23 protein-coding genes and 1 tRNA gene are annotated in these 26,102 nt (G+C 64.8%); 11 read left to right on the top strand and 13 right to left on the bottom strand.

The window, feature by feature from the left end; all coding sequences use genetic code 11:
- Positions 1 to 24 precede the first annotated feature (24 nt).
- From P6U30_RS34160 to P6U30_RS34150, 3 genes are all read right to left on the bottom strand, one after another.
- Positions 25 to 636: a glutathione S-transferase family protein gene (locus tag P6U30_RS34160; protein ID WP_407167085.1), complete on the bottom strand. Its 612-nt coding sequence runs from the start codon at positions 634 to 636 to the stop codon at positions 25 to 27.
- A gap of 147 nt (positions 637 to 783) precedes the next feature.
- Entirely contained in the window at positions 784 to 1,626 is an 843-nt protein-coding gene (locus P6U30_RS34155; RefSeq protein ID WP_407167084.1) for a fumarylacetoacetate hydrolase family protein, read from the bottom strand.
- A gap of 162 nt (positions 1,627 to 1,788) precedes the next feature.
- Entirely contained in the window at positions 1,789 to 2,637 is an 849-nt protein-coding gene (locus P6U30_RS34150; RefSeq protein WP_407167083.1) for an MBL fold metallo-hydrolase, read from the bottom strand.
- Positions 2,638 to 2,755: 118 nt separating this feature from the next.
- Here P6U30_RS34150 and P6U30_RS34145 point away from each other — a divergent pair, with 118 nt between their 5' ends.
- Entirely contained in the window at positions 2,756 to 3,172 is a 417-nt protein-coding gene (locus P6U30_RS34145) for a DUF3775 domain-containing protein (RefSeq protein WP_407167082.1), read from the top strand.
- A 56-nt stretch (positions 3,173 to 3,228) separates the two neighbouring features.
- Here the strand turns inward: P6U30_RS34145 and P6U30_RS34140 are convergent, their stop codons facing one another.
- From P6U30_RS34140 to P6U30_RS34130, 3 genes are all read right to left on the bottom strand, one after another.
- Positions 3,229 to 4,218, bottom strand: coding sequence for an NADPH:quinone reductase (locus P6U30_RS34140; RefSeq protein ID WP_407167081.1), 990 nt, complete (start codon positions 4,216 to 4,218; stop codon positions 3,229 to 3,231).
- Positions 4,215 to 4,997 carry an SDR family oxidoreductase gene (locus tag P6U30_RS34135; protein ID WP_407167080.1) on the bottom strand — a complete coding sequence of 261 codons (783 nt, stop codon included), beginning with the start codon at positions 4,995 to 4,997 and terminating at the stop codon, positions 4,215 to 4,217. Before P6U30_RS34135 ends, P6U30_RS34140 begins: the two co-directional genes overlap by 4 nt.
- A gap of 218 nt (positions 4,998 to 5,215) precedes the next feature.
- Positions 5,216 to 5,731 carry a CvpA family protein gene (locus tag P6U30_RS34130; RefSeq protein ID WP_407167079.1) on the bottom strand — a complete coding sequence of 172 codons (516 nt, stop codon included), beginning with the start codon at positions 5,729 to 5,731 and terminating at the stop codon, positions 5,216 to 5,218.
- 108 nt (positions 5,732 to 5,839) lie between these two features.
- Between P6U30_RS34130 and P6U30_RS34125 the strand changes: the two genes are divergently transcribed.
- Positions 5,840 to 6,088, top strand: coding sequence for a hypothetical protein (locus P6U30_RS34125; RefSeq protein WP_407167078.1), 249 nt, complete (start codon positions 5,840 to 5,842; stop codon positions 6,086 to 6,088).
- A gap of 32 nt (positions 6,089 to 6,120) precedes the next feature.
- Here P6U30_RS34125 and P6U30_RS34120 read toward each other — a convergent pair whose 3' ends face one another.
- Positions 6,121 to 7,554 (bottom strand): coniferyl aldehyde dehydrogenase, encoded by a 1,434-nt coding sequence (locus P6U30_RS34120; protein ID WP_407167077.1) that lies wholly within the window; start codon positions 7,552 to 7,554, stop codon positions 6,121 to 6,123.
- A gap of 314 nt (positions 7,555 to 7,868) precedes the next feature.
- Here P6U30_RS34120 and P6U30_RS34115 point away from each other — a divergent pair.
- Positions 7,869 to 7,945 (top strand) — tRNA-Met (locus tag P6U30_RS34115).
- A 94-nt stretch (positions 7,946 to 8,039) separates the two neighbouring features.
- Here P6U30_RS34115 and P6U30_RS34110 read toward each other — a convergent pair.
- Positions 8,040 to 8,366: a hypothetical protein gene (locus P6U30_RS34110; RefSeq protein ID WP_407167076.1), complete on the bottom strand. Its 327-nt coding sequence runs from the start codon at positions 8,364 to 8,366 to the stop codon at positions 8,040 to 8,042.
- Between the two features lie 145 nt (positions 8,367 to 8,511).
- Here P6U30_RS34110 and P6U30_RS34105 point away from each other — a divergent pair, with 145 nt between their 5' ends.
- Complete coding sequence (locus tag P6U30_RS34105) at positions 8,512 to 9,801, top strand: MFS transporter (protein ID WP_407167075.1); 1,290 nt, start codon at positions 8,512 to 8,514, stop codon at positions 9,799 to 9,801.
- An 11-nt stretch (positions 9,802 to 9,812) separates the two neighbouring features.
- Here the strand turns inward: P6U30_RS34105 and P6U30_RS34100 are convergent, their stop codons facing one another.
- Together P6U30_RS34100 and P6U30_RS34095 are read right to left on the bottom strand one after the other, a co-directional pair.
- The gene (locus P6U30_RS34100) at positions 9,813 to 10,523 is read right to left on the bottom strand and encodes an alanyl-tRNA editing protein (protein WP_407167074.1); all 711 of its coding nucleotides are present in this window, start codon (positions 10,521 to 10,523) and stop codon (positions 9,813 to 9,815) included.
- 82 nt (positions 10,524 to 10,605) lie between these two features.
- A complete protein-coding gene (locus P6U30_RS34095) occupies positions 10,606 to 11,760 on the bottom strand; it encodes an OpgC domain-containing protein (protein WP_407167073.1) in 1,155 nt (384 codons plus the stop codon).
- Positions 11,761 to 12,561: 801 nt separating this feature from the next.
- On the opposite strand from P6U30_RS34095, the gene aspT reads away from it, so the two are divergent.
- From aspT to htpG, 5 genes are all read left to right on the top strand, one after another.
- Positions 12,562 to 14,250 (top strand): aspartate-alanine antiporter, encoded by a 1,689-nt coding sequence (aspT, locus tag P6U30_RS34090; RefSeq protein WP_407167072.1) that lies wholly within the window; start codon positions 12,562 to 12,564, stop codon positions 14,248 to 14,250.
- Positions 14,251 to 14,291: 41 nt separating this feature from the next.
- Entirely contained in the window at positions 14,292 to 15,893 is a 1,602-nt protein-coding gene (locus P6U30_RS34085) for a bifunctional aspartate transaminase/aspartate 4-decarboxylase (protein ID WP_407167071.1), read from the top strand.
- A gap of 71 nt (positions 15,894 to 15,964) precedes the next feature.
- Positions 15,965 to 17,065 carry an asparaginase gene (locus P6U30_RS34080; RefSeq protein ID WP_407167070.1) on the top strand — a complete coding sequence of 367 codons (1,101 nt, stop codon included), beginning with the start codon at positions 15,965 to 15,967 and terminating at the stop codon, positions 17,063 to 17,065.
- Positions 17,066 to 17,349: 284 nt separating this feature from the next.
- Positions 17,350 to 18,162, top strand: coding sequence for an MBL fold metallo-hydrolase (locus P6U30_RS34075; RefSeq protein WP_407170609.1), 813 nt, complete (start codon positions 17,350 to 17,352; stop codon positions 18,160 to 18,162).
- A gap of 111 nt (positions 18,163 to 18,273) precedes the next feature.
- Positions 18,274 to 20,136 carry a molecular chaperone HtpG gene (gene htpG, locus P6U30_RS34070; protein ID WP_407167069.1) on the top strand — a complete coding sequence of 621 codons (1,863 nt, stop codon included), beginning with the start codon at positions 18,274 to 18,276 and terminating at the stop codon, positions 20,134 to 20,136.
- A 351-nt stretch (positions 20,137 to 20,487) separates the two neighbouring features.
- Here the strand turns inward: htpG and P6U30_RS34065 are convergent, their stop codons facing one another.
- The gene (locus P6U30_RS34065; protein WP_407167068.1) at positions 20,488 to 21,528 is read right to left on the bottom strand and encodes an IS110 family transposase; all 1,041 of its coding nucleotides are present in this window, start codon (positions 21,526 to 21,528) and stop codon (positions 20,488 to 20,490) included.
- Between the two features lie 268 nt (positions 21,529 to 21,796).
- Between P6U30_RS34065 and P6U30_RS34060 the strand changes: the two genes are divergently transcribed.
- Positions 21,797 to 22,948, top strand: a complete 1,152-nt coding sequence (locus tag P6U30_RS34060) for a DUF3095 domain-containing protein (protein ID WP_407167067.1) — start codon at positions 21,797 to 21,799, stop codon at positions 22,946 to 22,948.
- 119 nt (positions 22,949 to 23,067) lie between these two features.
- On the opposite strand, the gene P6U30_RS34055 is transcribed toward P6U30_RS34060, so the two are convergent.
- Positions 23,068 to 24,456, bottom strand: a complete 1,389-nt coding sequence (locus tag P6U30_RS34055; protein WP_407167066.1) for an MATE family efflux transporter — start codon at positions 24,454 to 24,456, stop codon at positions 23,068 to 23,070.
- 289 nt (positions 24,457 to 24,745) lie between these two features.
- Complete coding sequence (locus P6U30_RS34050) at positions 24,746 to 25,276, bottom strand: GNAT family N-acetyltransferase (protein ID WP_407167065.1); 531 nt, start codon at positions 25,274 to 25,276, stop codon at positions 24,746 to 24,748.
- A gap of 126 nt (positions 25,277 to 25,402) precedes the next feature.
- On the opposite strand from P6U30_RS34050, the gene P6U30_RS34045 reads away from it, so the two are divergent.
- On the top strand, positions 25,403 to 26,002 hold the full coding sequence (locus tag P6U30_RS34045; protein WP_407148848.1) for a superoxide dismutase: 600 nt from the start codon (positions 25,403 to 25,405) through the stop codon (positions 26,000 to 26,002).
- Positions 26,003 to 26,102: the final 100 nt, after the last annotated feature.

Genomic DNA, 26,102 nt, shown 5'->3' with positions numbered 1-26,102 from the left:
CTCATCTCCCCGTTTGTCCCGGTGTTACGCCGCGGGCGGCGCCGAGATCTTCACCGACGGTCGTTCCTGCATTTTCTGGTAGAACGCGTCGAGTTTTGGATAGGCCTTGCGCCAGCCGCAATCGGCGAAGCGGAAGTCGGCATAGCCGAGCACGCAAACCAGCCCGATCTGCGCGATGTCGAACGGGCCGTTCAGCACCTCGGGCTGGTTCTCGAACCGCGCCATGCCGGTCCATGCCCGATTCCAGTGATCGTCATACCAGGCCGGCCATGCCGAGCCGTGGGGCCGCGTCATCTTCTCGTAGCGACACAGCAGCATGGAATCGAGCATGCCGTTGAGCAGCGAGTGATCGGTTTTCACTTTCCAGCGCCGCGGGCCGTAGCCCGGGATCAGCCGGCCGCCGCCGAGCTCGTTGAGATATTCGACGATGACATAGGAATCGAGAATGACGTCGCCGTGATTGAGGATCAGCACCGGCAGCTTCTTCAGCGGCGTGATCTTCGAATATTCGTCGTTGGCCTGCCCCGGCGCGACGGTGGCCGGCACCAGCTCGATCTTGTCGATCAGGCCGAGCTCGATCGCCGCGATGCGCACCTTGCGGGCAAAAGGGGAGGCGGGAGAGAAGGTGAGTTTCATCAGGAGGCCCCCTGGGGATATAGGCTCATTGTCTCCGCTTCCGTCATTGCGAGCGAAGCGAAGCAATCCGTTGTCTCCAAGTACGCGGAAAGATGGATTGCTTCGTCGCTATCGCTCCTCGCAATGACGGTCGTTGTCAGTCGCGTCCTACGCCGCGATGATCTCCTGGCGCTGTTCACCGAGGCCTTCGATCCCGAGCGTTACGACGTCGCCGACGTTGAGATAGGTCGGCGGCTTCATACCCATGCCGACGCCGGGCGGGGTGCCGGTGGTGACGATGTCGCCGGGCAGCAACGTCATGAACTGCGAGACATAGGAGATGCACTTCGCCATCGAGAAGATCATGGTTCTGGTCGAGCCGGTCTGGCGGCGCTGGCCGTTGACGTCGAGCCACATCGACAGGTTCTGCACGTCCGCGATCTCATCCTTGGTGACAAGCCACGGGCCGACCGGACCGAACGTGTCGTGCGACTTGCCCTTGGTCCATTGACCCAGCCGCTCGGTCTGGAAATTGCGCTCGGAGACGTCGTTGCAGATGCAGTAGCCGGCGACATGATTGAGGGCGTCGGCCTCCGAGACGTACTTGGCTCGGGTGCCGATGATGGCGGCGATCTCGACTTCCCAGTCAAGCTTGGTCGAGCCGCGCGGCTTCTCGACCTGGTCGTTCGGGCCGCACAATGACGTGCTCGCCTTCATGAAGAAGATCGGCTCGCTCGGAATTGGCGCGCCGGTTTCCCTGGCGTGATCCTCATAGTTCAATCCGATTGCGACGAATTTGGAGATGCCGGTGACGGGCGCGCCGAGGCGCGGCTTGCTGGAGACTGCGGGCAGGGAAGCGGGATCGAGGCCGGCGAGCTTCTTTAGCTGCTCCGGGGCGTAGGCGTCGCCGGTGAGGTCCTTCAGATGGGCCGAGAGGTCGCGGAGCTGGCCGGATTTGTCGATCAGACCGGGCTTTTCCGCGCCCTTTTCGCCATAACGAACAAGCTTCATAGTGATCACTCCCTGCGGTACCTAGAGGATTGTTGCTGGTATACCTCGGTACGCTTCATGGAACAGCATGCGGGGAAATTCAACCGCCGAAAGCGCAGGGTAGGGTGGCGCAGGCGTGCCTGAGCCATCGGCCCGCACGCCGGCGGCCGCACACCGTCCGGGTCACGTCAGCGCAACGAATCTGAAGGCATCGCCATCGCGCTTGATGTGGCCGGCGCCGAAATGCCCGCCGATCACCAGCGTCGGGGTATCGGCAAAGCGCGAGAACAACGCGCGGCGCGTTGCGGCCGACTGCTTCTGGTCGGAGTCCGCCGTCGACGACCAGTCCAGGTGGTACATCTGGCACGGATGATGGGCGACGTCGCCGGTCAGCAACCCCTCCTCTCCGCGGGACGTGATGTGGATGCTGACATGACCGGGGCTGTGGCCCGGCGTCGGGATCAGCGTGATCTCGTCGGTCAGCCGATGGTCGCTCGGCACAAGCTCGGCCTTGCCGGCGTCCGTGATCGGTTTCACCGAATCCGCGAACACGGCAGCGTGCGCGGGATCGCTGCTGTGATCGCGCCAGTAATCGAATTCGGTCTTGCCAAATATGTAGCGGGCATTGGCGAAGGTCGGCACCCACTTGCCATCGACGAGCCTGGTGTTCCAGCCGACGTGATCGACATGCAGATGCGTGCAGAGCACGGTGTCGATGCTGTCGGGTGCGAAGCCCGCCTCCGTCAGCTTCTCCAGGAACGGATCCGTGCGGTTGTTCCAGGTCGGCACATTGCGGCCCTGCTTGTCGTTGCCGAGACCGGTGTCGACGATGATGCGGTGCTCGGGCGTCTCAACCAGCAGCGATTGGATCGACATCTTCAGCCGGCCGTCCTCGCTTGCGAAATGCGGCATCAACCAGGGCAGCCGCTGGATCTCTTCCCGGCCGGCGAGCGGCAGGATGAAGCGCGTGCTGCCGACAGTCTCGAGCTCGATGATCTTGGTGATCCTGACCTCGCCCACGGTCCAGTGCATGCTGCGTGTCCTCCGTTTCTTGTTGCTCTGTCCAACCATGCGGGTTTCCGCGCCGCGGCGCAATGGATCAAGTCGGCGCCTTCGGCGTTACCGCCTCGTGAGAAAGAGGAGTGCGCGAATGCCGGAACTCACGATCTCTCCTGAAAAGGTCGGCTTTCTGATCGAGAAGGCCCGGGAATTCGACGTCAAGGAGGAAGCGGTTGATCCGGACTCCGGCTCGAATAGCGCTGACGACGACATGATCGACGTGCTGGAGGATGACGGCAGGGACCCGGTGGTGCGCGAGATCGCCGGCTTCATCGACGCGCTGAGCGAGGACGAGCAGGTCGATCTCATTGCCCTGATGCGGCTTGGCCGCGGCGATGGTTCGATCGAGGAATGGCCGGATCTCAGGCGCGAAGCCGCCCGCGGACACAGGGGGCATAATACCGCGAGCTATCTCCTTGGTGAGCCGATGCTGGGCGACCTGCTTGCCGAAGGTCTTGACGAGCTCGGTCTTCTGCCGGGCGGCGAAGGCGCCGCAGCGATCCATTAGCCCGCTGCCTCAGCTCGTCCCGCTGGCGAGGAGAGCAAGGCACGAGGGCTGATCCATCACCGCGCGCAGTCGACGATCACGGTGCCGATCTTGTCGCCCTTCTCAACGGCGAGATGAGCCTGTGCGGTCTCGGCCAGCGCGAATTGTCCGGCGATGTTGTGTATGCGGGGCGCGGCCGCGAGCCACTTGGTGATGTCCTGTTGCGCGGCTGCGAGCAGCGCCGGCGGCAGCGCGAACAGCACCAGCGAGCGCACCGTGATGCACTTTTCCATCAGCTCGCGCACCGGCACGGTGGGCGTGCGGTTGCCGTTGGTCGCATAGACCGCGATCGTCGAGTTCTGCGCCATGAGCTTCAGCGTGGTCGCGAGGTTGCCGCCGAAATCGACGTCGACCACGCGGTCGACACCGCGGTTCTCGGTGAACGCCATCGCCTTGGCGACCACGTCCTCGGTGCGATAGTTCACCACCATGTCGGCGCCGGCGAGCTGCGCCTGCTTCTCCTTGACCTGCGAGCTCACGGTCGCGATCACGCGCGCGCCGCCCCATTTCGCCAGTTGCACCGCATAGTGCCCGACTGCGCCGGCGCCGCCCGTGACAAGCACAGTCTGTCCCGTGATCGGCCCATCCGCGAACAGCGCGCACCACGCGGTCATGCCGGGGATGCCGAGCGTCGCGCCGGCCGCAAAGGACACGTCATCGGCCAGCGGTGTCACCAGGTGGTCGGCGATCGTGATGTACTCCGCCGCGGTACCGAAGGCGCGGCCGTTGCGCTGGCCGTTGAACAGCCAGACGCGATCGCCAACGCTAAAGCGCGTCACGCCTTCGCCGATCTGGTCGATGACGCCGGCACCGTCGCTGTTCGGAACGACGCGCGGAAATTCCATCTGCCGATAGCTGCCGCTGCGGCGGCCGACATCGGCGGGATTGACGCCGGAGGCTTCGAGGCGGACGCGAACCTCGCCGGGGCCCGCATCGGGCGTCGGCATCTCACCGACAGTGAGTACCGTCGCCGCCGCGCCCGTGCGCTCGTACCAGACCGCCCTCACAACGTGCCCGGGAAGGCGCCGCCGTCGAGCAGGATGTTCTGCCCGGTGATGAAGCCGGCCTTGGCGCCGCACAGGAAGGCGCAGGCGTAACCGAATTCGTCGGGCTGACCGAAGCGGCCGGCCGGATTGAGCTTGGCGCGATCGGCCAGGATCTGCTCGACCGGAACGCCGCGCTTCTCGGCCTCGGGCTTGGCGGTGCCGCGCAGCCGGTCGGTCTCGAACGGGCCCGGCAACAGGCCGTTGATGGTGACGTTGTTGATCACGGTCTTGCGCGACAGGCCGGCAACGAAGCCGGTGAGGCCGGCACGTGCGCCGTTGGACAGGCCGAGAATCTCGATCGGCGCCTTCACCGCCGCGGAGGTGATGTTGACGATGCGGCCGAACTTGCGCGCCATCATGCCGTCGACGGTCGCCTTGATCAGCTCGATCGGGGTCAGCATGTTGGCGTCGATCGCCTTGATCCAGTCGTCGCGGGTCCAGTTGCGGAAATCGCCGGGCGGCGGGCCGCCGGCATTGTTGATCAGGATGTCCGGATCGGGGCAGGCTTTCAACACGGCCTCGCGTCCCGCCGGCGTCGTGATATCGCCGACGATCTCGCTGACCGTGACGTCGGGATGCGCCTTGCGGATCTCGTCGGCGGTCTGCTTCAGCGCCTCGGCGCCGCGCGCCGTCAGCGTGACATGAACGCCCTCATTGGCGAGTGCAATCGCGCAGGCGCGGCCCAGTCCCTTGCTCGATGCGCAGACGATGGCGCGGCGGCCTTTGATTCCAAGATCCACGGTTTCACTCCCTGTAGTGTCGGGTCGGTTTGTAAGGGTTCGACGGCATTCTAGCCAGGCCGGGCGTCGCCGATAAGGCGTATCCAATGCATAAGTGCATGCCGGCAACAACAGACTAGAGCATATTCGGTTCTGATTGAATCAGAACCGAAGCTCTAGATTCTAGTTTTGACGCGTTTTCTTCACGCGAACCGGTATCCACTTCGCTCGAAAACGCTCTAGATGCGGCGCTCGCGCCGCAACCGCTCAATGGCCATGGTGACCTCCGGTGGCAACGCGCGGAAGCCGGTTTGCCCGGCAGCCGAAAACAATGGCCGCAAGCGCGATCCATTGAGGAATTGCGGCTGGCTTGCGGGCGACACGAGCTGATCGAAAACCAGGACAAGGGTGGTGACGACGAGCCCGGCCCTGACCGCGCCGAGCAGCGCGCCACCGAGCCGGTCACCGATCCCGATTTCTGAACCGACCGCGTCGTCGAGCATCGTTCGCGCCAGCTTTCCGAGCACGACGCCGGTCACCAGAAAGAGGGCGAACAACAGCACTCCGTTGGGGGGAAAAGGCGACGCCGGCAGGTTTGCGATGCCTGGGCCGATCATCGACAGTATCGCCACCGCGATCGGCATTGCGACGAGATAGGCGAGGATCGTGATCGCGCTGCGCAACAGGCCGGTGCTGAAGCCCGTGACGATCGCGAACAGTAGCCCGAGGGTGACGACAGCATCGAAACTGTTCATGGACGGGAGTCCTCACCCCATTGCGCCACGGTCCCTTGGTCAATGAATCAGGATTACATTCGGCGCAATTGTAGCGATCAATGGGCCACTCGATCCGGGAACCTGTCGATGTTCGACCTATTCGACGTCGGTAAAGAAATCATCCTCATCACCAGCGCCTCACAGCGGTTCGGCGACTTCAATGACAGGGGCAGTTGCAAGTTCAGGGGTCAAACGGCGCGGTGCCCGCGCATGCGGGTGATCCAGTATTCGAGAGGCCGGTGCTTGAACGGAGAGGCCGCGGCGTACTGGATGGCCCGCCGGAGCCTGTCATCGGGCGCGCGTTCGCGCGACCCGGTGGCGGGCCATGACGACTGAGAGAGAATGTCTATCCGCATTCTCGCGACATGCTAAGACAGCAGCCGCATTAGCTTCTCCAGCCGCGCGATCTTGGCCCCATAGGGCGGATAAAGGTCGGCCAGCCGATTCAAGCGCGAGCGGTAGAACACCGGCTTCATCTTGGTCAGCGTCTTGAAGCCCCATTCGCCGTGATAGGCGCCGGTGCCGGATGCACCGACGCCGCCCATCGGCTGGTGGGCCTGAGCAAAGTGAAACAGGCAGTCGTTGATGGTCACTCCGCCCGACACCGTGCGCGCCAGCACCTCGTCGCGGGCGGCAGTGTCCGTGCCGAACCAGTACAGCGCGAGCGGGCGGTCGTGGTTGTTGATGTAGGCGATGGGCTCGGCAGCGTCGCGATAGCCCATCACGGGCAACAGCGGTCCGAAGATCTCCTCCTGCATCACGGCCATCTCGGGCGTCGCGTCGACGATGACCGTCGGCGGGAATTTGCGCCGGCTCTTCCAGTCGGGATCGTTGGGCGCGGCCGGCTGCATGATGCTGGCACCCTTCGCCGCGGCATCGGCGACGAGGCCTTCGAGACGGGTGTAGTGCCGATCCGAGATGATCGACGTGTAGTCCGGGTTGGCGGGATCGGTGCCGTACATCTGCTGCATGTGGCCGTGCAGCCGCATCGCGAAGGGCTGCACGGAGGCTTCCGGTACCAGCGCATAGTCTGGCGCGATGCAGGTCTGCCCGGCATTGAGCAGCTTGCCATAGGCGATACGCCGGGCGGCCTCGTCGATGTCGGCGGAGCCGTCGATGATCACCGGCGACTTGCCGCCGAGCTCGAGCGTCACCGGCGTCAAATTGCGTCCGGCGGCTGCCGCGACCAGGCGGCCGACGCGGGTCGAGCCGGTGAAGATCAGATGATCGAACGGCAGCGCGGCAAAGGCCTTGGCGATGTCGTCATCGATCTCGCTCACCGCAAGTTCACTGGCGTCGAACTTCTTTTCGATCGCCTCCATCAGCAGTTCGGCGAAGCGCGGCACCGACTCGCTCGGCTTGATCATCGCGCGGTTGCCGGCCGCGATCGCCGCGACCGCGGGCGCCAGCGTCAACTGCAGCGGATAATTCCAGGGCGCGATGATCCCGATCACGCCGAGCGGCTGCGGGATCAATCGATTTTTGGCCGGCGCGAATTGCAGCGTGGTCGGGATCTTTCGCGTCGCCATCCAGCGCTTGAGATGCGTGGCTGCATGCTTGATCTCGCCGAGCACCAGCATGGTCTCGGCGATCACGGTCTCGACAGTGGAGCGGTGGCCGAAGTCGGCCGAGATCGCCGCCTCGAACCGCGCCTCGTTTTCGCTGACCGCGGCGCGCAGGCGCCGGAGCCGGTCCAGCCGGGCCTGCAGGGTCGGCGCGGGCTCGTTTCGCGACATCTCGACCTGGCGCTGGAAGGTATCCTCGAGCGTGTGAAGCCCGGGACTCTTCAATGGCCGCTCCATGGCGTTCCCCTCAGATGACGTTTCCATGACGCTTTTGTTGGCGCCAAGCTCCGCTTTTGCGCGGTTTCTGGCAAGAGCCGGTTCCTCGCGGCAATTTTTGTCAGGAAAACCTGCGATTTCGGCGTCACAAAATCCTCAAAAACCTGCTCGCGGGGCTTTCCAAACCGGGACGACGTTGATACATACCCCTCGCACCCGCCGGCTTCGGCCCGGGTCGCCTTCTCAGGAAGCCCTCCGGACGGATCGATCGGCGCCGTATTAAGCGTTGGCCGACCGGCTCGGGCGCCCCTTCTGCAAGGCATGCAATGGTTTGACGCGGGGTGGAGCAGCCCGGTAGCTCGTCAGGCTCATAACCTGAAGGTCATAGGTTCAAATCCTATCCCCGCAACCAAATCTCTCAACCGGCAGAGGCGAAACGGCCCGCCACACGGCGGGCTTTTTCGTGTCTGCACCATTTATCGACGGCGATGTTTGACGCTGCCGGACTAGGTCCGCGCGACGAGCAACTCCTCGGCATTACGGGCAGGGCACGGGCTGTCCGATCGGCCGGCGAAATAGCGTGCGGCGAGATCGTCGGTCGAGACATGGTGTCGCTGCGCGGAAGCCGGCGTTGCGGGCGAGCGCGATGATCTCCGGCGGGGGTGACGAAGCTCATGAACGGCGTTCCGCTGGCGCGCGCCCTTCACCGCCAACTCGAGTCCCGGCCGCGTCTCCGCATCCGCGAGCTGCAGCGGAAGCAGGAAGCTCATTGCGAATATCGATCCCGGCGCGAGCGAGGCGACCTCCCGCAGCGTCGCGGCACAATCCCGCACGGCGCAGGCTCTTCGCGCCTTGAGCGATCCGCCGCGAGTGCTGCGTCATTCACGTGCCGGATACCTCCGTCGCGTTTGCCGGAGATGTCGGTTCATGCAAACCCCGTCATAGTCTCGCGCGCAAAAAGAAGACTTCGGAGGAAACATGACCGAGAGCATCGTCGATACCCTTGCGCCGCCAGTCGCGGCGGCTGGCGCCGTGTCGCCGCGAAAAGTGTTCTGGGCGACCTGGTTCGGCTGGATGCTCGATGGCTTCGACTCATCGATGTACGGCTATGTCCTTGTCGGCGCGTTGAGCGATCTGTTGCCCGCGAGCGGGATCGCGGCGACAAAGGCCAATATCGGCATCTATGGCGGGCTCTTGTTCTCGATCTTCATGCTGGGCTGGGCCTGTTCGATGATATGGGGCTGGGCCGCGGATCGTTACGGGCGCGTCAGGATCATGTGCTGGACGGTGCTGGTCTACTCGCTGTTCACGGCGCTGTGCGGCCTTGCGACCGGCATCGTGATGTTCGCGCTGTTTCGGTTCGTGGCCGGCTTCGGCATCGGCGGTGAATGGGCTGCGGGCACGCCGCTGTTGCAGGAATCCGTGCCTGAAAACACCCGGGTGCGATTGGCCGGATGGCTGCACACGGCGACGCCGACCGGCCTGTTTCTGGCCGCCGCCGTCACGCTTGCCATCGGCAGCACGCTCGGCTGGCGCGGCATGTTCCTGATCGGCATCCTGCCGGCGCTGTTGATTGCTTATCTGCGCAGCAACATTCCCGAACCGGCGCACAGCGCCGCGCGCGAGCGGCCACCGGTGACGGCCTTGTTTGCCGGTGATCAGGCGCGGGCCACTTGGGCCGCGGCGCTGATGATGGCCTGCATCATCTTCGGCCTGTGGTCGTCGAACTTCTGGGCGCCCACCGTGATCTCGACCAAGCTGACGGCAGCGGGTGCGACCCCCGCGCACGCGCAGGAGATGGGCGCCGTGGCCGGGCTCATCACCAATGTCGGCACCCTGATCGGCTGCTTCCTGGTGCCCTCGATCACCGGCTGGCTCGGCAGCCGGCGCCGCACCGCGGTGCTGTTCTTCATCGGCGGGCTGATCTCGGTCGTGGTCTCCTATGAAGTCGCGATCGAATGGCTCGACAGCCTGACGCTGTTCATGGTGCTGCTGCCCGTGCTCGGCTTCTTCACCAACGGCGTGTTCGGCCTGTTCACGATCTGGCTGCCGGAGATGTTTCCAAGCGCGCTGCGCGGCGCGGGCTCCGGTTTCGCCTTCAGCATGGGCCGTGTGCTTGGCGCTGCCGGCCCCACCCTGATCGGCGCGCTCGCCGCCCGCACCGGCAGCTTCCCGCTGGCGATCTCCTCGCTGTCGCTGATCTATGTGGTGGGCCTGCCGCTGATCGCGCTGGCGCCGGAGACGGCCGGAAAGCCACTCGCGAAATAGGCCGGAGCCGATCAGACCGCAATCTTGATCCTGCGGTTCTGACGGCCCTTGTTGTCGATCTTCACGATCCGCGCGGGACGGGCCAGCCCGGTGGAGGCAAGATGCGTCCCGCCGCAGGCCTGGCGATCGAGATCGAAGATCTCGACGATGCGAACGAGGCCGTCGTCGCCGACCGGGGGAGCGACGGCCTTGCTGCGGAACAGGCCGGGGATGGCTTGCGCGTCGGCGTGCGCCATGAAGGATGCGCTCACCGGAAGGTCGCGCCGAATGACGTCGTTCAGCGGCGCCTCGAGCGCCCGCAAGCCCTCATTGTCGGCGCCGGGCAGATCGAAATCGACGCGGAATGTACCGTCGGCATTAAGCTGGGCGCCCGTGAGCAAGGCGCCGCCGAACCGGGTATAGACCAGCGCATTGATGACATGGGCGAGAGTGTGCAGCTCGCACATCAGCGCGCGAAACGCCGGCTCGACCTCGAGCACGACCTTGCCCGAGGGCAGGGCATCGCCAGGAAACATGTGCCAGAGACCGCGTTCGTCGCGTCCGAGTTCTGTCACCGGCAGCGTGCCGCCGGACCATCTTAATGTGCCGCGGTCGGCAAGCTGTCCGCCCCCTCCCGGGAAGAACGGCGAGCGTTCGATGAGAACCGCGCCGGGGCGCGCATCGAGCACGTCGGCTTCGAGCTGCAGGATGTCAGGATAATCGTGATAGAAGGCGCGGGACATCGCATCCTTCTAGCAGATGAGCGTGATGGCTGACCACTCGCGGAGGCCGCAAACCTGGTGCCACCAGCGAAATCGAGTTGAGCTACTCCGCAGGGGCCGGGCTTGGCGGCACTTTCGCCGGCGCCTTGTCGACCTTCTTCGACCAGGAGCGGTAGTAGGCAAGTGCGGTCATTAGCGCGATGCCGGCCGCGCTGACCACGATCTGCATCCAGATACTGCCGGAGACTTCGACCAGCACGAGGTGCGCGATCACGGCGAGGAAGACGCCGGTGCAGAACACTTCGAGCGATTGCTGACCGCACTTGATCATCGGGCGGAAGATCGCCCAATGCAGGCCGGCCCAGTCGCGCGGCAGGAAGCGCGTGACGAAAAAGGCGAGCACCACGAAATGCAGCACGCGATAGGGCGCGAGGTTGGTCTTGTCGTTCGGGTTGAACGCGTCAAAGAGCCACGCCGGCATTGCCTGGCCGAGCTCGGGGAAGCGACCCGCGAACGTCATGACAAGTGCGAACAGCAGATAGGCCGCGCCCAGCCAGAGGAACGTGCGCGAGCGGATGAACGACATCGATTCGACCGCGCCGCCGAGCGCGAACCATCCGCCGAACACGAACAGGAATTGCCAGCAGAATGGATTGAAGTACCACGAGCCGCTTGGATAGGCCGGCAGATTCCAGCCGAAATGGCGCGCGGCCAGATAGAGCAGGAATGATGCTGCCAGCGTCAAATTCGGCCGGCGCAGCATCGCCCAGAGCACCAGCGGGTATACCAGCATCAGCGCGATATAGAGCGGCAGCACGTCCATGTTGACGGGCTTGAACGCCAGGATGAGGCCCTGATAGAGCGTCTCGGCCGGGTTCTGCATGAAGCCCGCGACGTTGAACTCATTCTGCAGGTTCGGGTCGTGGTAGCGCTGCGAGAGATAGCCGATCTCGGCGATGTAGATGACGAACAGTAGGACGTGCGCGACATAGATCTGCCAGGCCCGCTTGACCAGGCGGGTGCCGCCGATCACGAAGCCGCGCTCCAGCATCATCCGCGCATAGACGAATGAAGCCGTGTAGCCGGAGATGAAGACGAACAGGTCGGCCGCGTCGCTGAAGCCGAAGTTCTTCTGCGTGATCCAGTTCACGGCGTTGTTGGGGATGTGATCGAGATAGATCGCCCAGTTGGCGAACCCGCGCAGCAGATCGAGGCGATAGTCGCGTCCACGCGGCGGCAGGACAGCCCTGATTTCCATCGGTTCGTTTCCCTTCCCGAACCCGCGAATTCCACTTCGCAAGCCTGCACCGTGTCATACTAGAACACGATCCGGAAAAGTGTGTAGCGGTTTTACGAAAAGATCGCGGCCTGGAAGCCGACGCACGCGGGCACACACCCGCGGCGGGCGAGCGTGCCCATGCACGTGCGGCCCTGAGACGTATCGTCGCTGATACGGTATCCGGTTGGTTCGCGCGTGGCACCACGTGAGCACACGGTTGATGTCGGTCGCAACTTTGTCTATTGGTTGCATAACCAAAGGTTGCGAACGGGTGATTTATCACCGCGACGAGATTGGCGTGCAGCGCGCGAGGGCGCCACGGCAATTCCTGCGCGTCGGCATGCGGAACATCGGCATTTGGCTTGCGGTGAAATCAAAATGAAGATGTCGCGCTGCAATAGTGCTGCAATCAAGGTCCGGTTGCATTGCCCAATCGAACTACCCATGTCCACGGATGAGGCGTTGGCCTGATCGAGACGGGCCAGGGAGCATTCGGCTGATGTCGCGCAATATCCCACGCCTTCCCGATCAAGCCGATCTCCGCTTCTGCGTCCCTGTCGCGGCACCGCTCCGCCGGCTCCCTAGCAATGACAGCAATCTGGCGTGGCCGGACCGGCGCCTCGTTTGCCCCAACGGTCCCGCTGGGCATCATCGACACAGCCTTCGCCCTGTGTGTCCCGCCGCAATTGACGCGCATCCCGGGCGCAGGCGCACGACCTCGTCGCAATCACGAGAGCGACGGCTGACCTGGCTTGAACTTCGCTGCAACGGGAGGCGACGATGGAGTGGATACAGGGGTACCTGAAGCAAGCGCCGGAGCTCCTGCTGTTCCTGTCGCTCGCGGTCGGCTACTCGATCGGGCAGTTTCGCTACGGCAAGTTTCAGCTCGGTGGCGTTGCCGGATCGCTGCTGGCGGCCGTGGTGCTCAGCCTGTTCGGTGTATCGGTCGACAACGGGGAGAAGGCGCTGCTGTTCGCGCTCTTCATCTATGCCGTCGGCTTCGAAAGCGGTCCGCAGTTCTTCAAGTCGCTGGGCCGGCAGTCGCTGCGCGAAATCTTCCTTGCGGTGTTCACGGCGGTGGCCGGGCTTGTCACCGTTATCGTGATGGCGAAGCTGTTCTCGCTCGACAAGGGCATGGCGGCGGGGCTTGCCGCCGGCGGCCTGACGCAGTCGGCGATCATCGGAACGGCGGGCGACGCGCTGTCCCGTCTCGGGCTGCCGGCGGCGGAAGCGCAGAAGCTGCAGGCCAATGTCGCGATCGGCTACGCGGTGTCCTATATCTTCGGCTCACTCGGCGCGATCATCATCTGTGTCAACCTGCTGCCGCGGTTCATGGGCCGCGAAATCCGCGACGACGCGATCAAGGCCGAGGCCGAGCGGCTGAAGGGCGCGGTCGTCTTCGGTCCGGGCGAAGCGCCGGCGATACCCGAGATCGTCGGCCGCCTCTATGAAGTGACCGGTGGTGCCGGCAAGACCGTGGCTGGGATCGAGCAATCGGCGGGAGATGCGACCATCACGGTGGAGCGTATCAAGCGCAACGGCCAGCTCGTGCCGGTCACGCCCGACGTCGCGCTGAAGCAGGGCGACGTCGTGCTGGTGGTCGGCCGGCGGGCCGGCGTCGTTGCTGCCGCGGGCGGGCTCGGCATGGAGCTCGAAAGCGAGCCGGGCATGGAGCTTGTCATGGATACGCAGGACGTGATCCTGCGCAATCCGGTCTATGCCGACAAGTCGCTGGCCGAGATCAAGCGCTCCACCACGCCGGAGCTCCGGCACGGCATCTACATCCTCGGCATCAGGCGTGCGGACGAGCCGCTCGCCTTGAGCGACCAGACGGTCATGAAGGTCGGCGACGTGATCACCGTCTATGGCACCGAGCAGGACCTCAAGCGCATAGTGGCGGAGGCCGGCGCACCGCTCACCACCGATATCAAGACCGACTTCGTGTTCCACGGCGCCGGCCTGGTCGTCGGTCTGTTGATCGGCCTGATCGTGGTGCGGGCCGGCTCGATTCCGCTGACGCTCGGCGCCGGCGGCGGTGCGCTGCTGTCGGGCCTTGTGTTCGGCTGGCTGCGCAGCCGGCACCAGACCATGGGCAACATGCCGGTAGCGGCCTCGCAGATCCTCAAGGATCTCGGCCTCGCCGGATTTGTCGCCGCCGTCGGGCTGCAGTCGGGCCAGCAGGCGATCCACACCATCGCAAGCAGCGGCCTCACGCTGTTTCTGATCGGCGTGGTCGTGACTCTGGTCCCGCTGATCCTGGCCATGCTGTTTGGCCGCTACGTGCTTGGTTACGACAACGCGGCCGTGTTCGCAGGAGCGCTGTCGGGATCGCGCAGCGCCAACCCGGCGTTCGGCGGCGTGCTCGACAAGGCCGGCAATTCCATCCCCACCGTTCCCTTCGCGATCACCTATGCGCTGGCGAACGTCTTTCTCACCCTGCTTGGCCCCTTGATCGTCGCGTTCGCGTGAGATCGCGCGTCGCACGCTGTATCAGAGAAGGAGAATCGAAGATGGCCAAAACGGACTATTCGAAATATTCCAAGCTGAGCCCATTCGAGCTCAAGGACAATCTGATCGCGCTCGCCTCGAGCCACGCCGACCGCCTGATGCTCAACGCCGGACGCGGCAACCCCAACTTCCTGGCAACGGTGCCGCGCCGCGCCTTCTTCCAGCTCGGCCTGTTCGCGGTGTCGGAAGCTGAACTGTCCTTCTCCTACATGTCCGAAGGCATCGGTGGCCTGGCGCGGCCGGAGGGATTGGGCGCCCGCTTCCACACCTTCGTGGCCGACAACCGCGACAAGCCGGGCGTGGTCTTCCTCGGCAAGGCGCTGTCCTATGTCCGCGATCAGCTCGGCCTCGACGCGGATAAGTTCCTGTTCGAGATGGTAGCCGGCATACTCGGCGCCAATTATCCGGAGCCGGACCGGATGCTGAAGGTCAGCGAGCGGATCGTTCGCGAATATGTCATTCGGGAGATGGGCGCGCAGACCATGACGACCGACGAGGTCGATCTGTTCGCCGTCGAGGGCGGCACCGCCGCGATGGCCTATATCTTCAACTCGATGCGTGAGAACCGGCTGATCGCGCCCGGCGACAAGATCGCGATCGGCTCGCCGATCTTCACCCCGTATCTCGAAATACCTGAGCTCAACGACTATCAGCTCAAGGAGGTGCTGATCGAGGCCGATCCGAAGGCGGGCTGGCAATATCCCGTCTCCGAGATCAGGAAGCTCGAGGATCCCGCGATCAAGGCCTTCTTCCTGGTCAACCCGAGCAACCCGCCGTCCGTCAAGATGAATGACGCCGGGCTGGAGGCGCTCGCCGAGGTCGTCAAGAAGCGGCCCGACCTGATCATCCTGACCGATGACGTGTACGGCACGTTCGCCGACGATTTCAAATCGCTGTTTGCGATTTGCCCGCAGAACACGATCCTGGTTTACTCGTTCTCGAAATATTTCGGCGCGACCGGCTGGCGCCTCGGCGTCATCGCCATGACCCGCGACAATGTCATCGACCGGACGATCGCCAATCTGCCGGAGGCGGCCAAGAAGGAGCTCGATGCGCGCTATTCGTCGCTCACCACCGAGCCGCGAAAGGTCAAGTTCATCGACCGACTGGTCGCCGACAGCCGTGCCGTCGCGCTCAACCACACCGCCGGCCTGTCCACCCCGCAGCAGGTGCAGATGGTGCTGTTCTCGCTGTTCAATCTGATGGACACCCGTCAGGAGTACAAGCAGGCGGTGAAGGCCCTGATCCGGCACAGGGATGCGACGCTCTACAGCAAGCTCGGCCTGCCGCAGAAGGACGACGCCGACAGCGTCGACTACTATACGCTGGTCAGCCTCGAGGACGCCTCGCGCGATCTCTATGGCGCGGAGTTCGCCGATTGGGTGCTGAAGACGCAGAACCCGACGGAGATCCTGTTCCGCGTCGCGGACGAGACCGGCGTGGTGCTGCTCCCCGGCAGCGGCTTCGGCGTGCTGCATCCGTCCGGCCGTGCATCGCTCGCCAATCTGAACGAATATCAATACGCTGCGATCGGCACGGCGCTGCGCAAGCTCGCCGCCGAGTACTACGAGGAGTACAAGAAGGCCGGCAAGACGAGCCGCTGACGTCAGCATCCCGCAGCGGTCGCGCCCGCGAGGTCCGCGGGGGCCAAGCGTAGACGAAAGGAACAGAGACGATGTCGCATTCGCTTCAACTGCATCGCTTCACGCTGGGCCTCGGCCTGGCCTTCGTCCTCGTGGTGGGGCTGCTCGCATCTCCCGTCGCCGCGCAGCAGCCCTCCGATGCCGCGCGGGCGCGCGTGCTCGTGCTCGGCACCGGCGGCACCATCGCAGGTCAGGCCAGCGCGCGCGCCGGCAACGCCTATGACTCGGGCAAGGTGAGCGCGGCGGATCTCGTCGCCGCCGTTCCGGGCATGGACAAGATCGCGCAGCTCTCGGCCGATCAGATCTCCGCGATCGGCTCGCAGGACATGAACGACAAGGTCTGGTTCGACCTCGTCAAGCGCATCCGCGCTGCGATCGACAAGAAGGAAGCCGACGGCATCGTGATCACGCACGGCACCGATACGATGGAGGAGACCGCGTTCTTCCTGCAAAACGTGCTGGAGACCGAGCTACCGATCGTGATGGTCGGCTCGATGCGTCCCTCGACCGCGATCGGCGCCGACGGCCCCGCCAACCTCTATGAGGCCGTGAAGGTCGCGGCGGCGCCGGAGTCGCGCGGGCGCGGCGTGCTCGTGGTGCTCAATGACACCATTCACGGCGCGCGCTGGGCACAGAAGACCAACACCACCAGCGTCGAGACCTTCCGCTCGCCCGACGCCGGACCGGTCGGCTATGTCGATACCGGCTCGCTCCGCTTCCTGCAGCCGGCCGTGCCGGCCAAGACGCCGAAGCTGAAGCTGCCGGAGGCTGCGCCGCTGCCGCGCGTCGACATCGTCTACTCGCATGCCAACATGGACGCTGCGCCGGTGGAGGATGCGGTGAAGCGCGGCGCCAAGGGCATCGTGCTGGCGGGCGTCGGCGACGGCAACTCGTCGAAGGCGGCGATCGATGCGCTCGCCGCCGCGGTCAAGCAGGGCGTCGTGGTGGTCCGGTCCAGCCGCGTCGGCTCGGGCTTCGTGAATCGCAATGTCGAGGTCAACGACGATGAGCTCGGCTTCGCCGTCTCGCTCGACCTCAACCCGCAGAAGGCGCGGGTGTTGCTGGAGCTTCTGATTGCCAACGGTATCACCGAGCCGAAGGCGGTCCAGCAGGCCTTCGTTGCGACGCAGTGATCGGAGCGCGACCTCGGTGCGATCCTCCGGAATGGCGAGTCCCTGACGGCGTGATCCTATGTTCCGGGTTGCCCGAGGGGAAGACTTCAACGATCGACAGATCGCGCTGCGCAAGAGCCTGGACGAGTTCTGAACGGAACGTTCCAATCGCTTCAGCATTGGTTTCGCGCGAGCACTTGTGGACATCGCCTCAAGCGAGGCCACGCTCACGATGCTGTTGGTAGGTCGCATCACGGCTTGCGCGTATGATCGTGCTCGTATCCCGCGAGCGATGGTGAATGCTGATGCCCCTCTGGACCTGTGAACAATGCGGCGCGCAATTTCCTGAAGCCGCCACACCGCCGTCGGCTTGCCCGATCTGTGAGGACGAACGGCAATACGTCAATTGGGACGGACAGGCCTGGCTGACGCGTGACGAGCTGGCGCAGCGGCACCGATTGGTCTGGCGCGACGACATGGGGCTGGTCGGGATCGGTCTGGAGCCGTCGTTCGCGATCGGGCAGCGCGCGCTCCTGGTACCGGATCGCGGCGGCTGCGTGATGTGGGACTGCGTGCCGCTGGCCACAGCGGAGGCGATCGCGCATGTCAAATCGCTGGGTGGCCTGAAGGCGATCGCTATCTCGCATCCGCATTATTATGGCGCAGTCGCGGACTGGAGCGCGGCGTTCGGCGACGCGCCGGTCTATCTCCATGGCGACGACGCGCAATGGGTGACGCGGCCTTATCCGTCGATCGTGCCGTGGCGCGGCGACAGCTATCGCCTCTCCGACGATGTGCTCTTGCTGCGCACCGGCGGCCATTTCGCCGGCGGCACCGTGCTGCATTGGCGCGGCGGCGCCGACGGCCGCGGCGCGCTGCTCACCGGCGACATCGCGATGGTCGCGATGGACCGTCGCTCGGTGAGCTTCATGTATTCCTACCCGAACTACATCCCGCTCAATGCCGCCGCGGTGCGCGTGATCGCGCGCGCGGTCGAGCCGCTCGGCTTCGACCGCATCTACGGCGCCTGGTGGGGCAAGAATATCGCCTCCGGCGCGAAGCCGGCCTTCGACCGCTCGGTCCAGCGCTATATCGCCGCCATTTCCGAGCGCGGCTGACCGCATCCGGCCGCCGGACCGATCGCTCCGGCACGGCTGCAAATCTTGCCAGCCGGCGCGCTCGCGCTATATCTGGGCTTTCCCACCCTCCTGGATTGCCCGAGTTCCCCCATGACCACTACTGTTTCAGCCGAATCCCAGCCGTTCCAGGCCGAGGTCGCCGAATTACTGCACCTGATGGTGCATTCGGTTTATTCCGAGACCGATATTTTCCTGCGCGAGCTGATCTCGAACGCGTCCGACGCCTGCGACAAGCTGCGCTATGAGGCGATCGCCAATCCGGCCCTGATCGCCGACGGCGCGCCGCCGGAGATCAGGATCGTCCCGGACAAGAAGGCCAACACGCTCGCCGTGATCGATAGCGGCATCGGCATGGACCGCCAGGAGCTGATCGACAATCTCGGTACCATCGCGCGCTCCGGCACCAAGTCGTTCCTGAACAAGCTGACCGAAGCCAAGGACGGCGCCAATTTGATCGGCCAGTTCGGCGTCGGCTTCTACGCCGCCTTTATGGTTGCCGAGAAGATCGTCGTCACCAGCCGCCGCGCCGGCACTGATGAGGTGTGGGTATGGTCGTCGGAAGGCGGCAGCGGCTTTGAGATCGCGCCGGCGAGCGAGGAGGCCGCCAAGCGCGTCGCGCGCGGCACCGAGATCGTGCTGCATCTGAAGAAGGACGCGGCGAAATATCTCGAGACCTATGAGATCGAGCGCATCATCCACGAATATTCCGATCACATCCAGTTTCCGATCCTGCTGGTGCCGGAAGAGGGCGAGCCGCGCCAGATCAACTCGGCGAGCGCGCTGTGGCAGCGCGCGAAATCGGAGCTGAAGCCGGAAGACTACAAGCAGGCCTATCAGCAGATCGCGGGCGCGTTCGATGAGCCGGCGATGACGCTGCATTACCGCGCCGAAGGCCGGCAGTCCTATGCCGTGCTGTTGTTCGCACCGTCGACCAAGCCGTTCGACCTGTTCCAGGTCGAGCGCAAGGGCAAGGTCAAGCTTTATGTCCGCCGCGTCTTCATCGCCGACGACGCCGAGCTGCTGCCGGCGTACTTGCGCTTTATCCGCGGCGTGATCGACAGCGAGGACCTGCCGCTCAACATCTCGCGCGAGATGCTGCAGAACAATCCGCAGCTCGCGCAGATCCGCAAAGCCGTCACCGGTCGCGTCATCGGCGAGCTCGAGACCCTCGGTGAGAAGGAGCCGGAGACCTTCGGCAAGATCTGGGATGCGTTCGGCCCGGTGATCAAGGAGGGCCTGTGGGAGGATTTCGAGCGCCGCGACAAGCTCCTGGCGCTGTCGCGCTTCACCAGCACCGCGGGCGAGAAGCGCTCGCTGAAGCAATATGTTGATGACTTCAAGCCGAACCAGACCGAGATCTATTATCTCGTCGGCGACACCCTCGAACGCCTGAAGTCGAATCCGAAGCTGGAATCGGCGCGCGCCCGCGGCATCGAGGTGTTGCTCTTGACCGATCCGGTGGATGCGTTCTGGACCTCGGCGCCGCTCGAATTCGGCGGAAAGCCGCTGAAGTCGCTGAGCCAGGGCGACGTCGATTTCGGCCTGATCCCGCTCACCGACGACAAGGACGACAAGAAGGACGACGCGGCGGCCGACGCCGCGACGACGATCGCCATCGTCAAAGATGCGCTCGGTGAGCGCGTCTCCGACGTCCGCGCCTCGCAGCGGCTGACGTCGAGCGCGTCGTGTCTGGTCGCCGGCGGCGACGGGCGCGACCGTGCGCTGGAGCGGCTGCTCGCCCAGCAGAACCGCGGCGCGGTGGCGAAGCCGATCCTCGAAATCAACCTGCGTCATCCGCTGGTCGCGGCGCTCGCGGCTGACACCGCGCAGGCGAAGGATCTGTCGCTGTTGCTGTTCGAGCAGGCGCAAATCCTCGACGGCGAAATGCCCGATGATCCCGCCGCGTTCGCCAGCCGCATGAACCAGCTCGTGCTGCGCGGCGTCGCGAAGTAGGCTGGGACTCGTAGCCAGGATGCGGCGAAGCGCAATCCGGGGCTTTTCATACCTTGACGTGCCCCGGATTTCGCTGCGCTGCATCCGGGCTTCTGTAACGGGCCTTGGTTAGTCAATCCCTTTTGCGTCATCCGCTCGCCGGGAACCTGCTTCTGTACGGGATCGGCGCTGTGGCCGTCGCCTGATGGGGTTCTAGGGAGGAGCAGGTCGGCCAATCTACGGAAGCGTGATCGCATTGTTGGATGCGTCGACAACCCGGATGACGGCCTGACCTGATCCATCGTCCCGGCGAAGGGACTTTGCTTCGGGAAGGCTGGTGTCGTGACCCGCCCGAACCTGTGCGCTCCTCTGTTAGGCCGCCATTGCGGTTGCCTTGGTAGCCGGATTGAAGGGGACGTTGTCCTTAAGCATGCGCAGCATGATCACGGCGAGTTTGCGCGCCAGCGCCACCTTAGCCTTGTTCATGCCGGCGCGCCTGGCGATCCGCATCGCCCAGCTCTTGAGCTGTGCACAGCCCTTGATCGGCTTGGTCAGGATGATGTGGGCAGCCTCATAGAGGGCCTCGCGCACGGCAGCGTCGCCATTTTTGCTGATGCGGCCGGAGTGGTCGGTCTCCCCTGACTGGTGCTTCTTCGGCGTCAACCCGAATAGCGGTCCCGCCCGCTTCGAGGAGGTGAAGCGCGAGGGGTCATCGATGGCGCTGGCATAGGTCAGCGAGATGACCGGCCCCACGGCCGGCGTCGACATCAACAGCCTGGCCTTGGCGTCCAGCACAGACATCGCCCGCACCCGCTTCTCAAGACCGTTGAACTCGCGCAGCAACACCGCATGAACTGCCAGCGTCGCCGCGGCGATCGCCTCGAGGGCTGGATGGCCGGCCACCAGCTCGCCGATCCGTGCCGCAAAGCTGCGCTTCGTCGTCTTGCCGACCTTCAGGCCGAAGCCACGCAAGATCCCGCGCAAGCTGTTCTCGAGGTCCTGAAGCTTGGCCTGGATCAGCTTGCGCGCCGTCAGCATCGCGCGGGTCTCCTGGGCACTCATCGACTTGCAATGCACCGGCCGGAACCAGCCGAGCCGCATCAATTGCGCGATGTTGCGGGCATCGTTGCGGTCCGACTTCACCGGCATCGCTTTGAAGGCATCGCTCACGTGGCGTGTCTCCAATAGCTCGACCGCAAGGCCAGCCTTCTTCATCGCCGCGTAAAGCCACTGTGACAGCGGCCCGGCCTCCAGCCCGATCCTGGCCAGCTCGAACCCGAGCGAACGGGACCAGCCGATCAGCGCTTCCGGTTCGCTCGCCACCTTCGCCTCCCGAGTGATCTTGCCGTTCGCGTCGACAACGCACACGCTGGAGCATTCCAATGACACGTCGATTCCGGCATAATGGTCCATGGTCGTCTCTCCTCGATGCTTGGAGCGAGGCCTTGCCTCGACTCCGTTACACCATCAATGTGAGGGACGACCGCCCCCTTCCAAGCCAGCCGCGCGACGCGCGCCATCCAAATAGCGCCGTAGCTAGCGCGGCTGGCTTGGAAGGGGACCGGGGGCCCGTTACCCCATCTACGCCGCCTTCGCTCCATCCGGGCGACGCTGCAAAACCGATCCCAACCTCGCCCGTATCTGCTACATCACTCCTGAAACGGACCGGCGCGATTGGGCGATGCAAACGGGCAGCGATATTTTCTACGGCGGCATCCCGGTGTTTCGCGGCTTCACCCGCCTGATGGATCCGGCGCTGTATGCGCCGTTGCCCGATAACTGGACCGTCGGGGTCGCCGACATCGTGGAATCCACCAAGGCGATCGCGGCGCAGCGCTACAAGGCCGTCAATATGGCCGGAGCCTCCGTGATCGCTTCCGTCACCAATGCGCTGGAGGGCCGCGAATTCCCCTTCGTGTTCGGTGGCGATGGCGCGAGCTTCGCGGTCGCGCCCGAAGATCTCGACAGAGCGCGCGCGGCGCTGGCGGCGACCGCGCGCTGGGTCCGCGACGACCTCGATCTCGTCATGCGCGTCGCGCTGGTGCCGATGGCTTCGATCCGTGCCGCGGGCGTCGATGTCCGCGTCGCGCGCTTCGGGCCCTCGGCCAATCTGTCCTATGCGATGTTCTCCGGCGGCGGACTGGCCTTCGCCGACGCCGCGATGAAGCGCGGCGAGTTCGCCGTCGATCCGGCGCCGCCGGGCACCCAGCCCGACCTGTCTGGCCTGTCCTGCCGGTTCGAGGAGATGGCATCAGTCCGCGGCGTCATCCTGTCGGTGCTCGTTGTGCCGGGGACGAGCGCCGATCCGGCCGCTTTCCGCAAGGTGATCGAGGACATCGTCGTGCGGGTCGAGAGGAGCCCCGAGGCCGGACGCCCGGTCCCGGCAGGCGGTCCGCCGCTGCGCTTCCCGCCGCAGGGAATGGAATACGAAGCGCGCGCCAGGCGGCGCGGCGGCCCGCTCGCGATGCAACGCGCCGTCGTGCTGGGTTTTGCGTTCTGGGCCTACGTGGTGTTTCGGCTCGGCATCAAGGTCGGCAAGTTCGTCCCGAAGCTTTATCTGCAGCAGGTGGTGGAGAATTCAGACTTCCGCAAATATGACGACGGCCTGCGCATGATCCTGGATTGCACGCCGGACCTTGCAGCCGAGCTTGAGCAGCGGCTCGCCGCCGCCGCGGCCCAAGGCGTCGTGCGCTATGGCCTGCACCGTCAGGACGCCGCGATGATGACCTGTTTCACACCATCGGTGATGCGCAGCGATCACGTCCATTTCATCGACGGCGCCCGCGGCGGTTACGCCTCCGCGGCTACGGTGTTGAAGAAGGGGGCGGCGTAGCTGCTCGTCTTCACCTTGCGCGCTTGCGGGAGGAGGTCGCACGCGGAGCTTGAATTGCGGGTGAGCGGCCGGCCGGCATGGCAAGTCGAAAGATTTCTGCGACTGCTATCTTTGCCCGATCAATCGCCCCAACGGGTTAGCTTGATCGTCATGACGGTCGCGAGCCCGAATGCCACCATGGCACCGCCGACCAGCGCAAACAGCGTCCACGCCGGCGCGCTGGAAGCAGCCAGCCACCAGCCGCCGATACCGACCAGCAGCAGGCGAATCGTACCGGCGAGCACGGGGCCGCCGACCTTCGCCGCGCCTTGCGCGGAGAAATAAAGGCAGACGCCGACACCGAAGAAGCCGAAGCCGGGACCGGCGAGCGCGAAATAGGAGGAGGCCGCCGCGGTCACGCCGGGATCGCTGGTGAACAGCGCAATCCACAGCGTCGGCTTGAGCGCGACCACGAGTCCGACAAGGCCGACCACGAGTGCCGCGACCGCGCCAGCGGTCCAGGCCACCTTGCGCGCCCGCGCGACGAGGCCCGCCCCAATGGCCATGCCGACCATCGGCACGGAGGCGACGCCGACCGCAAAGGCGATCGGGATCAGGAGGAATTCCAGCCGCGATCCCATGCCGTAGCCGGCCAGCATCTCGGTGCCGAAGCCGGCCAGGATCCTGGTGAAGATCAGGATGGTCAGCACGCTCTGCAGCGGCGACAGGCAGGAGATCGCACCGACCTTGAGGATGTCGAGCAGCATGCCGCGCTGGACCTTGAACGCGGCGACATCGAGTGTCAACCGGCTGCGGCCACTGAGGAGATACCAGGCGAGGAAGATCGCGCCCAGCGTGAAGGCGGTGAGCTGACCTGCGGCGACGCCGCGCATGCCGAGGCTGGGAAGTCCGAGCAGCCCGAGCCCGAGCACGCCACCGACGGCGATCTGTACCAGGGAGACGGAGATCAGCGTCAGCGACGGCGTGCGCATATCGCCGGTGCCGCGCACCACGGAGGCGAGCGTGTTGACCAGCCAGATCGAGATTGCGCCGGAGAATAGCACCTGCGAGTAGTGCATCGCCTGTTCGAGCACGCCGCCGCGTCCGCCGAGCAGCGTGTAGAACATGCGCCCGCAGCAAAGCATCATCACGGTGAAGAACAGTCCGGCACAGGCGCCGATCATCGCCGCATGCAGTGCAAGCTCGGCGGCGCGGTCGCGGTTGCCGGCGCCAAGCGCGCGGCTGATCGCGGACGACACGCCGCCACCCATCGCGCCCGCCGACATCATCTGCGTCAGCATTGCGAATGGAAACACCAACGCGATGCCGGCCAGCGGCTCGGTGCCGAGCCGGCCGACATAGGAGGTCTCGGCCACCGCCACCAGCGTCGAGCCGAACATCGCGATCGTGTTAGGTACCGCAAGGCGGAGCAGCGTCGGCAGGATCGGTGCGGTCAACAGGTGGCTGACCTGCGACGCGGCCGCGACGGCAGCGGGGCGTGTGTCGTCGATCGGGGCATCAATGGTCATGCAGCAAGGGCTCGCGCACATCGAGGACGGGTGACCAGCTTGTCCACGCGTTCGCTTCGCCTCTCCCGCTTGCGGGGAAGGCCGACGCGTGCGCAGCGCGCGGCGGATGGGGGTCTTGCCGCGATGTGATTGGTGGAGAGAACCCCCACCCAACCCTCCCCCGCAAGCGGGAGAGGGAGCACGCTGCCGATGCCATTCGACGTCAAATTGATGAAGCCCGCGGTCAATAAATGATGACCGACATCTTAAGGGCCGTGCCCGGCGCGCACCACCTCTGCCGGCGCAGGGATCACCACGGCAGACCGCATAGGTCGATCTTGCCGTCGCGTGGAGCGCGGACGATGTCGTAGACGAACGGCGCCATCGCCTCGAAGCGGATCTGCCCGGAGGGCTGCTCGCAATACACCTCGCCGGTGAAGGGATGCCAGCCGCGCGCCTGGTAGAACGCGAAATTGTGCGGCTCGCAGAACAGGATCGCGAATTTGACCGCGTCGTTGGCACGCATGGTGTGCACGGCGGCGTCGATGGCCAGGCTCGCATAGCCGCGTCGCCGGCAATCCTCGCGGGTTGTGACCCCGCCGATGCCGCCGACATGCACCTTGTGGCGATTCCAGGTGATGGTCCGGAAGTAGATACCGACATGGCAGGCGAGCCCGCCGTCATCGGGCGCGTCGATCAGCACGCGCAAATCCGCGTGAGCCCATTCGATATGCGCCCACGGTTGCTTCTCCACGATATGGCGGCCCCACACCGCCCGGTGCAGCGCTTCGGCGCGCTGCCATGACGCATCCCCGTTGAGGATGTCGATCTCGATGCTCATATCTTCGGTCCTCGGCTCCGCCGACCTGTCATACACGATCCGAAAATGCGGTGTTTCTCCGCGTTGGAACCTTCTATAAGGGGGACCCGTTAAGTGTAGTCTCCCACCACTGTTGGACATTACCCCATGACCTTCACGCTACCCGATCTGCCCTACGCCCACGACGCCCTCGCGCCCTATATGTCGAAGGAAACGTTGGAGTTTCACCACGACAAGCATCATCAGGCCTACGTCACGAACGGCAACAACGCGATCAAGGGGACCGAATTTGAAGGCAAGTCCCTCGAGGAGATCGTGAAGGGGTCGTTCGGCAAAAATGCCGCCGTCTTCAACAATGCGGGTCAGCATTACAACCACATCCACTTCTGGAAGTGGATGAAGCCAAATGGCGGCGGCAGCAAGCTGCCAGGCCGGCTGGAGAAGAAGATCAACGAGGACCTCGGCGGCTTCGAGAAATTCAAGGCCGACTTCGCCGCCGCCGGCGCCGGCCAGTTCGGCTCCGGCTGGGCCTGGTTGCAGGTCAAGGGCGGCAAGCTCGAAGTCGCCAAGACGCCGAACGGTGAAAACCCGCTGGTCCACGGCGCGGTCCCGATCCTCGGCGTCGACGTCTGGGAGCACTCCTACTACATCGACTACCGTAACCGCCGTCCGGACTATCTGAAGGCGTTCGTCGACAACCTGATCAACTGGGATTATGTCGACGAGCTGTTCGGCAAGGCCGGCTGATCGCGCTTGGTCGTCAGTTCTCTGACGGCATTCTTGACCCTCCCCTGAAAGGGGAGGGTCGGTTCGCATGCAGCGAAGCGAAAAGCGATCCGGGGAGGGG

The organism is Bradyrhizobium sp. ORS 111 (genome assembly GCF_045571485.1).
Lineage (GTDB): Bacteria > Pseudomonadota > Alphaproteobacteria > Rhizobiales > Xanthobacteraceae > Bradyrhizobium.
This window is presented reverse-complemented; position numbering and strand designations above follow the sequence as displayed.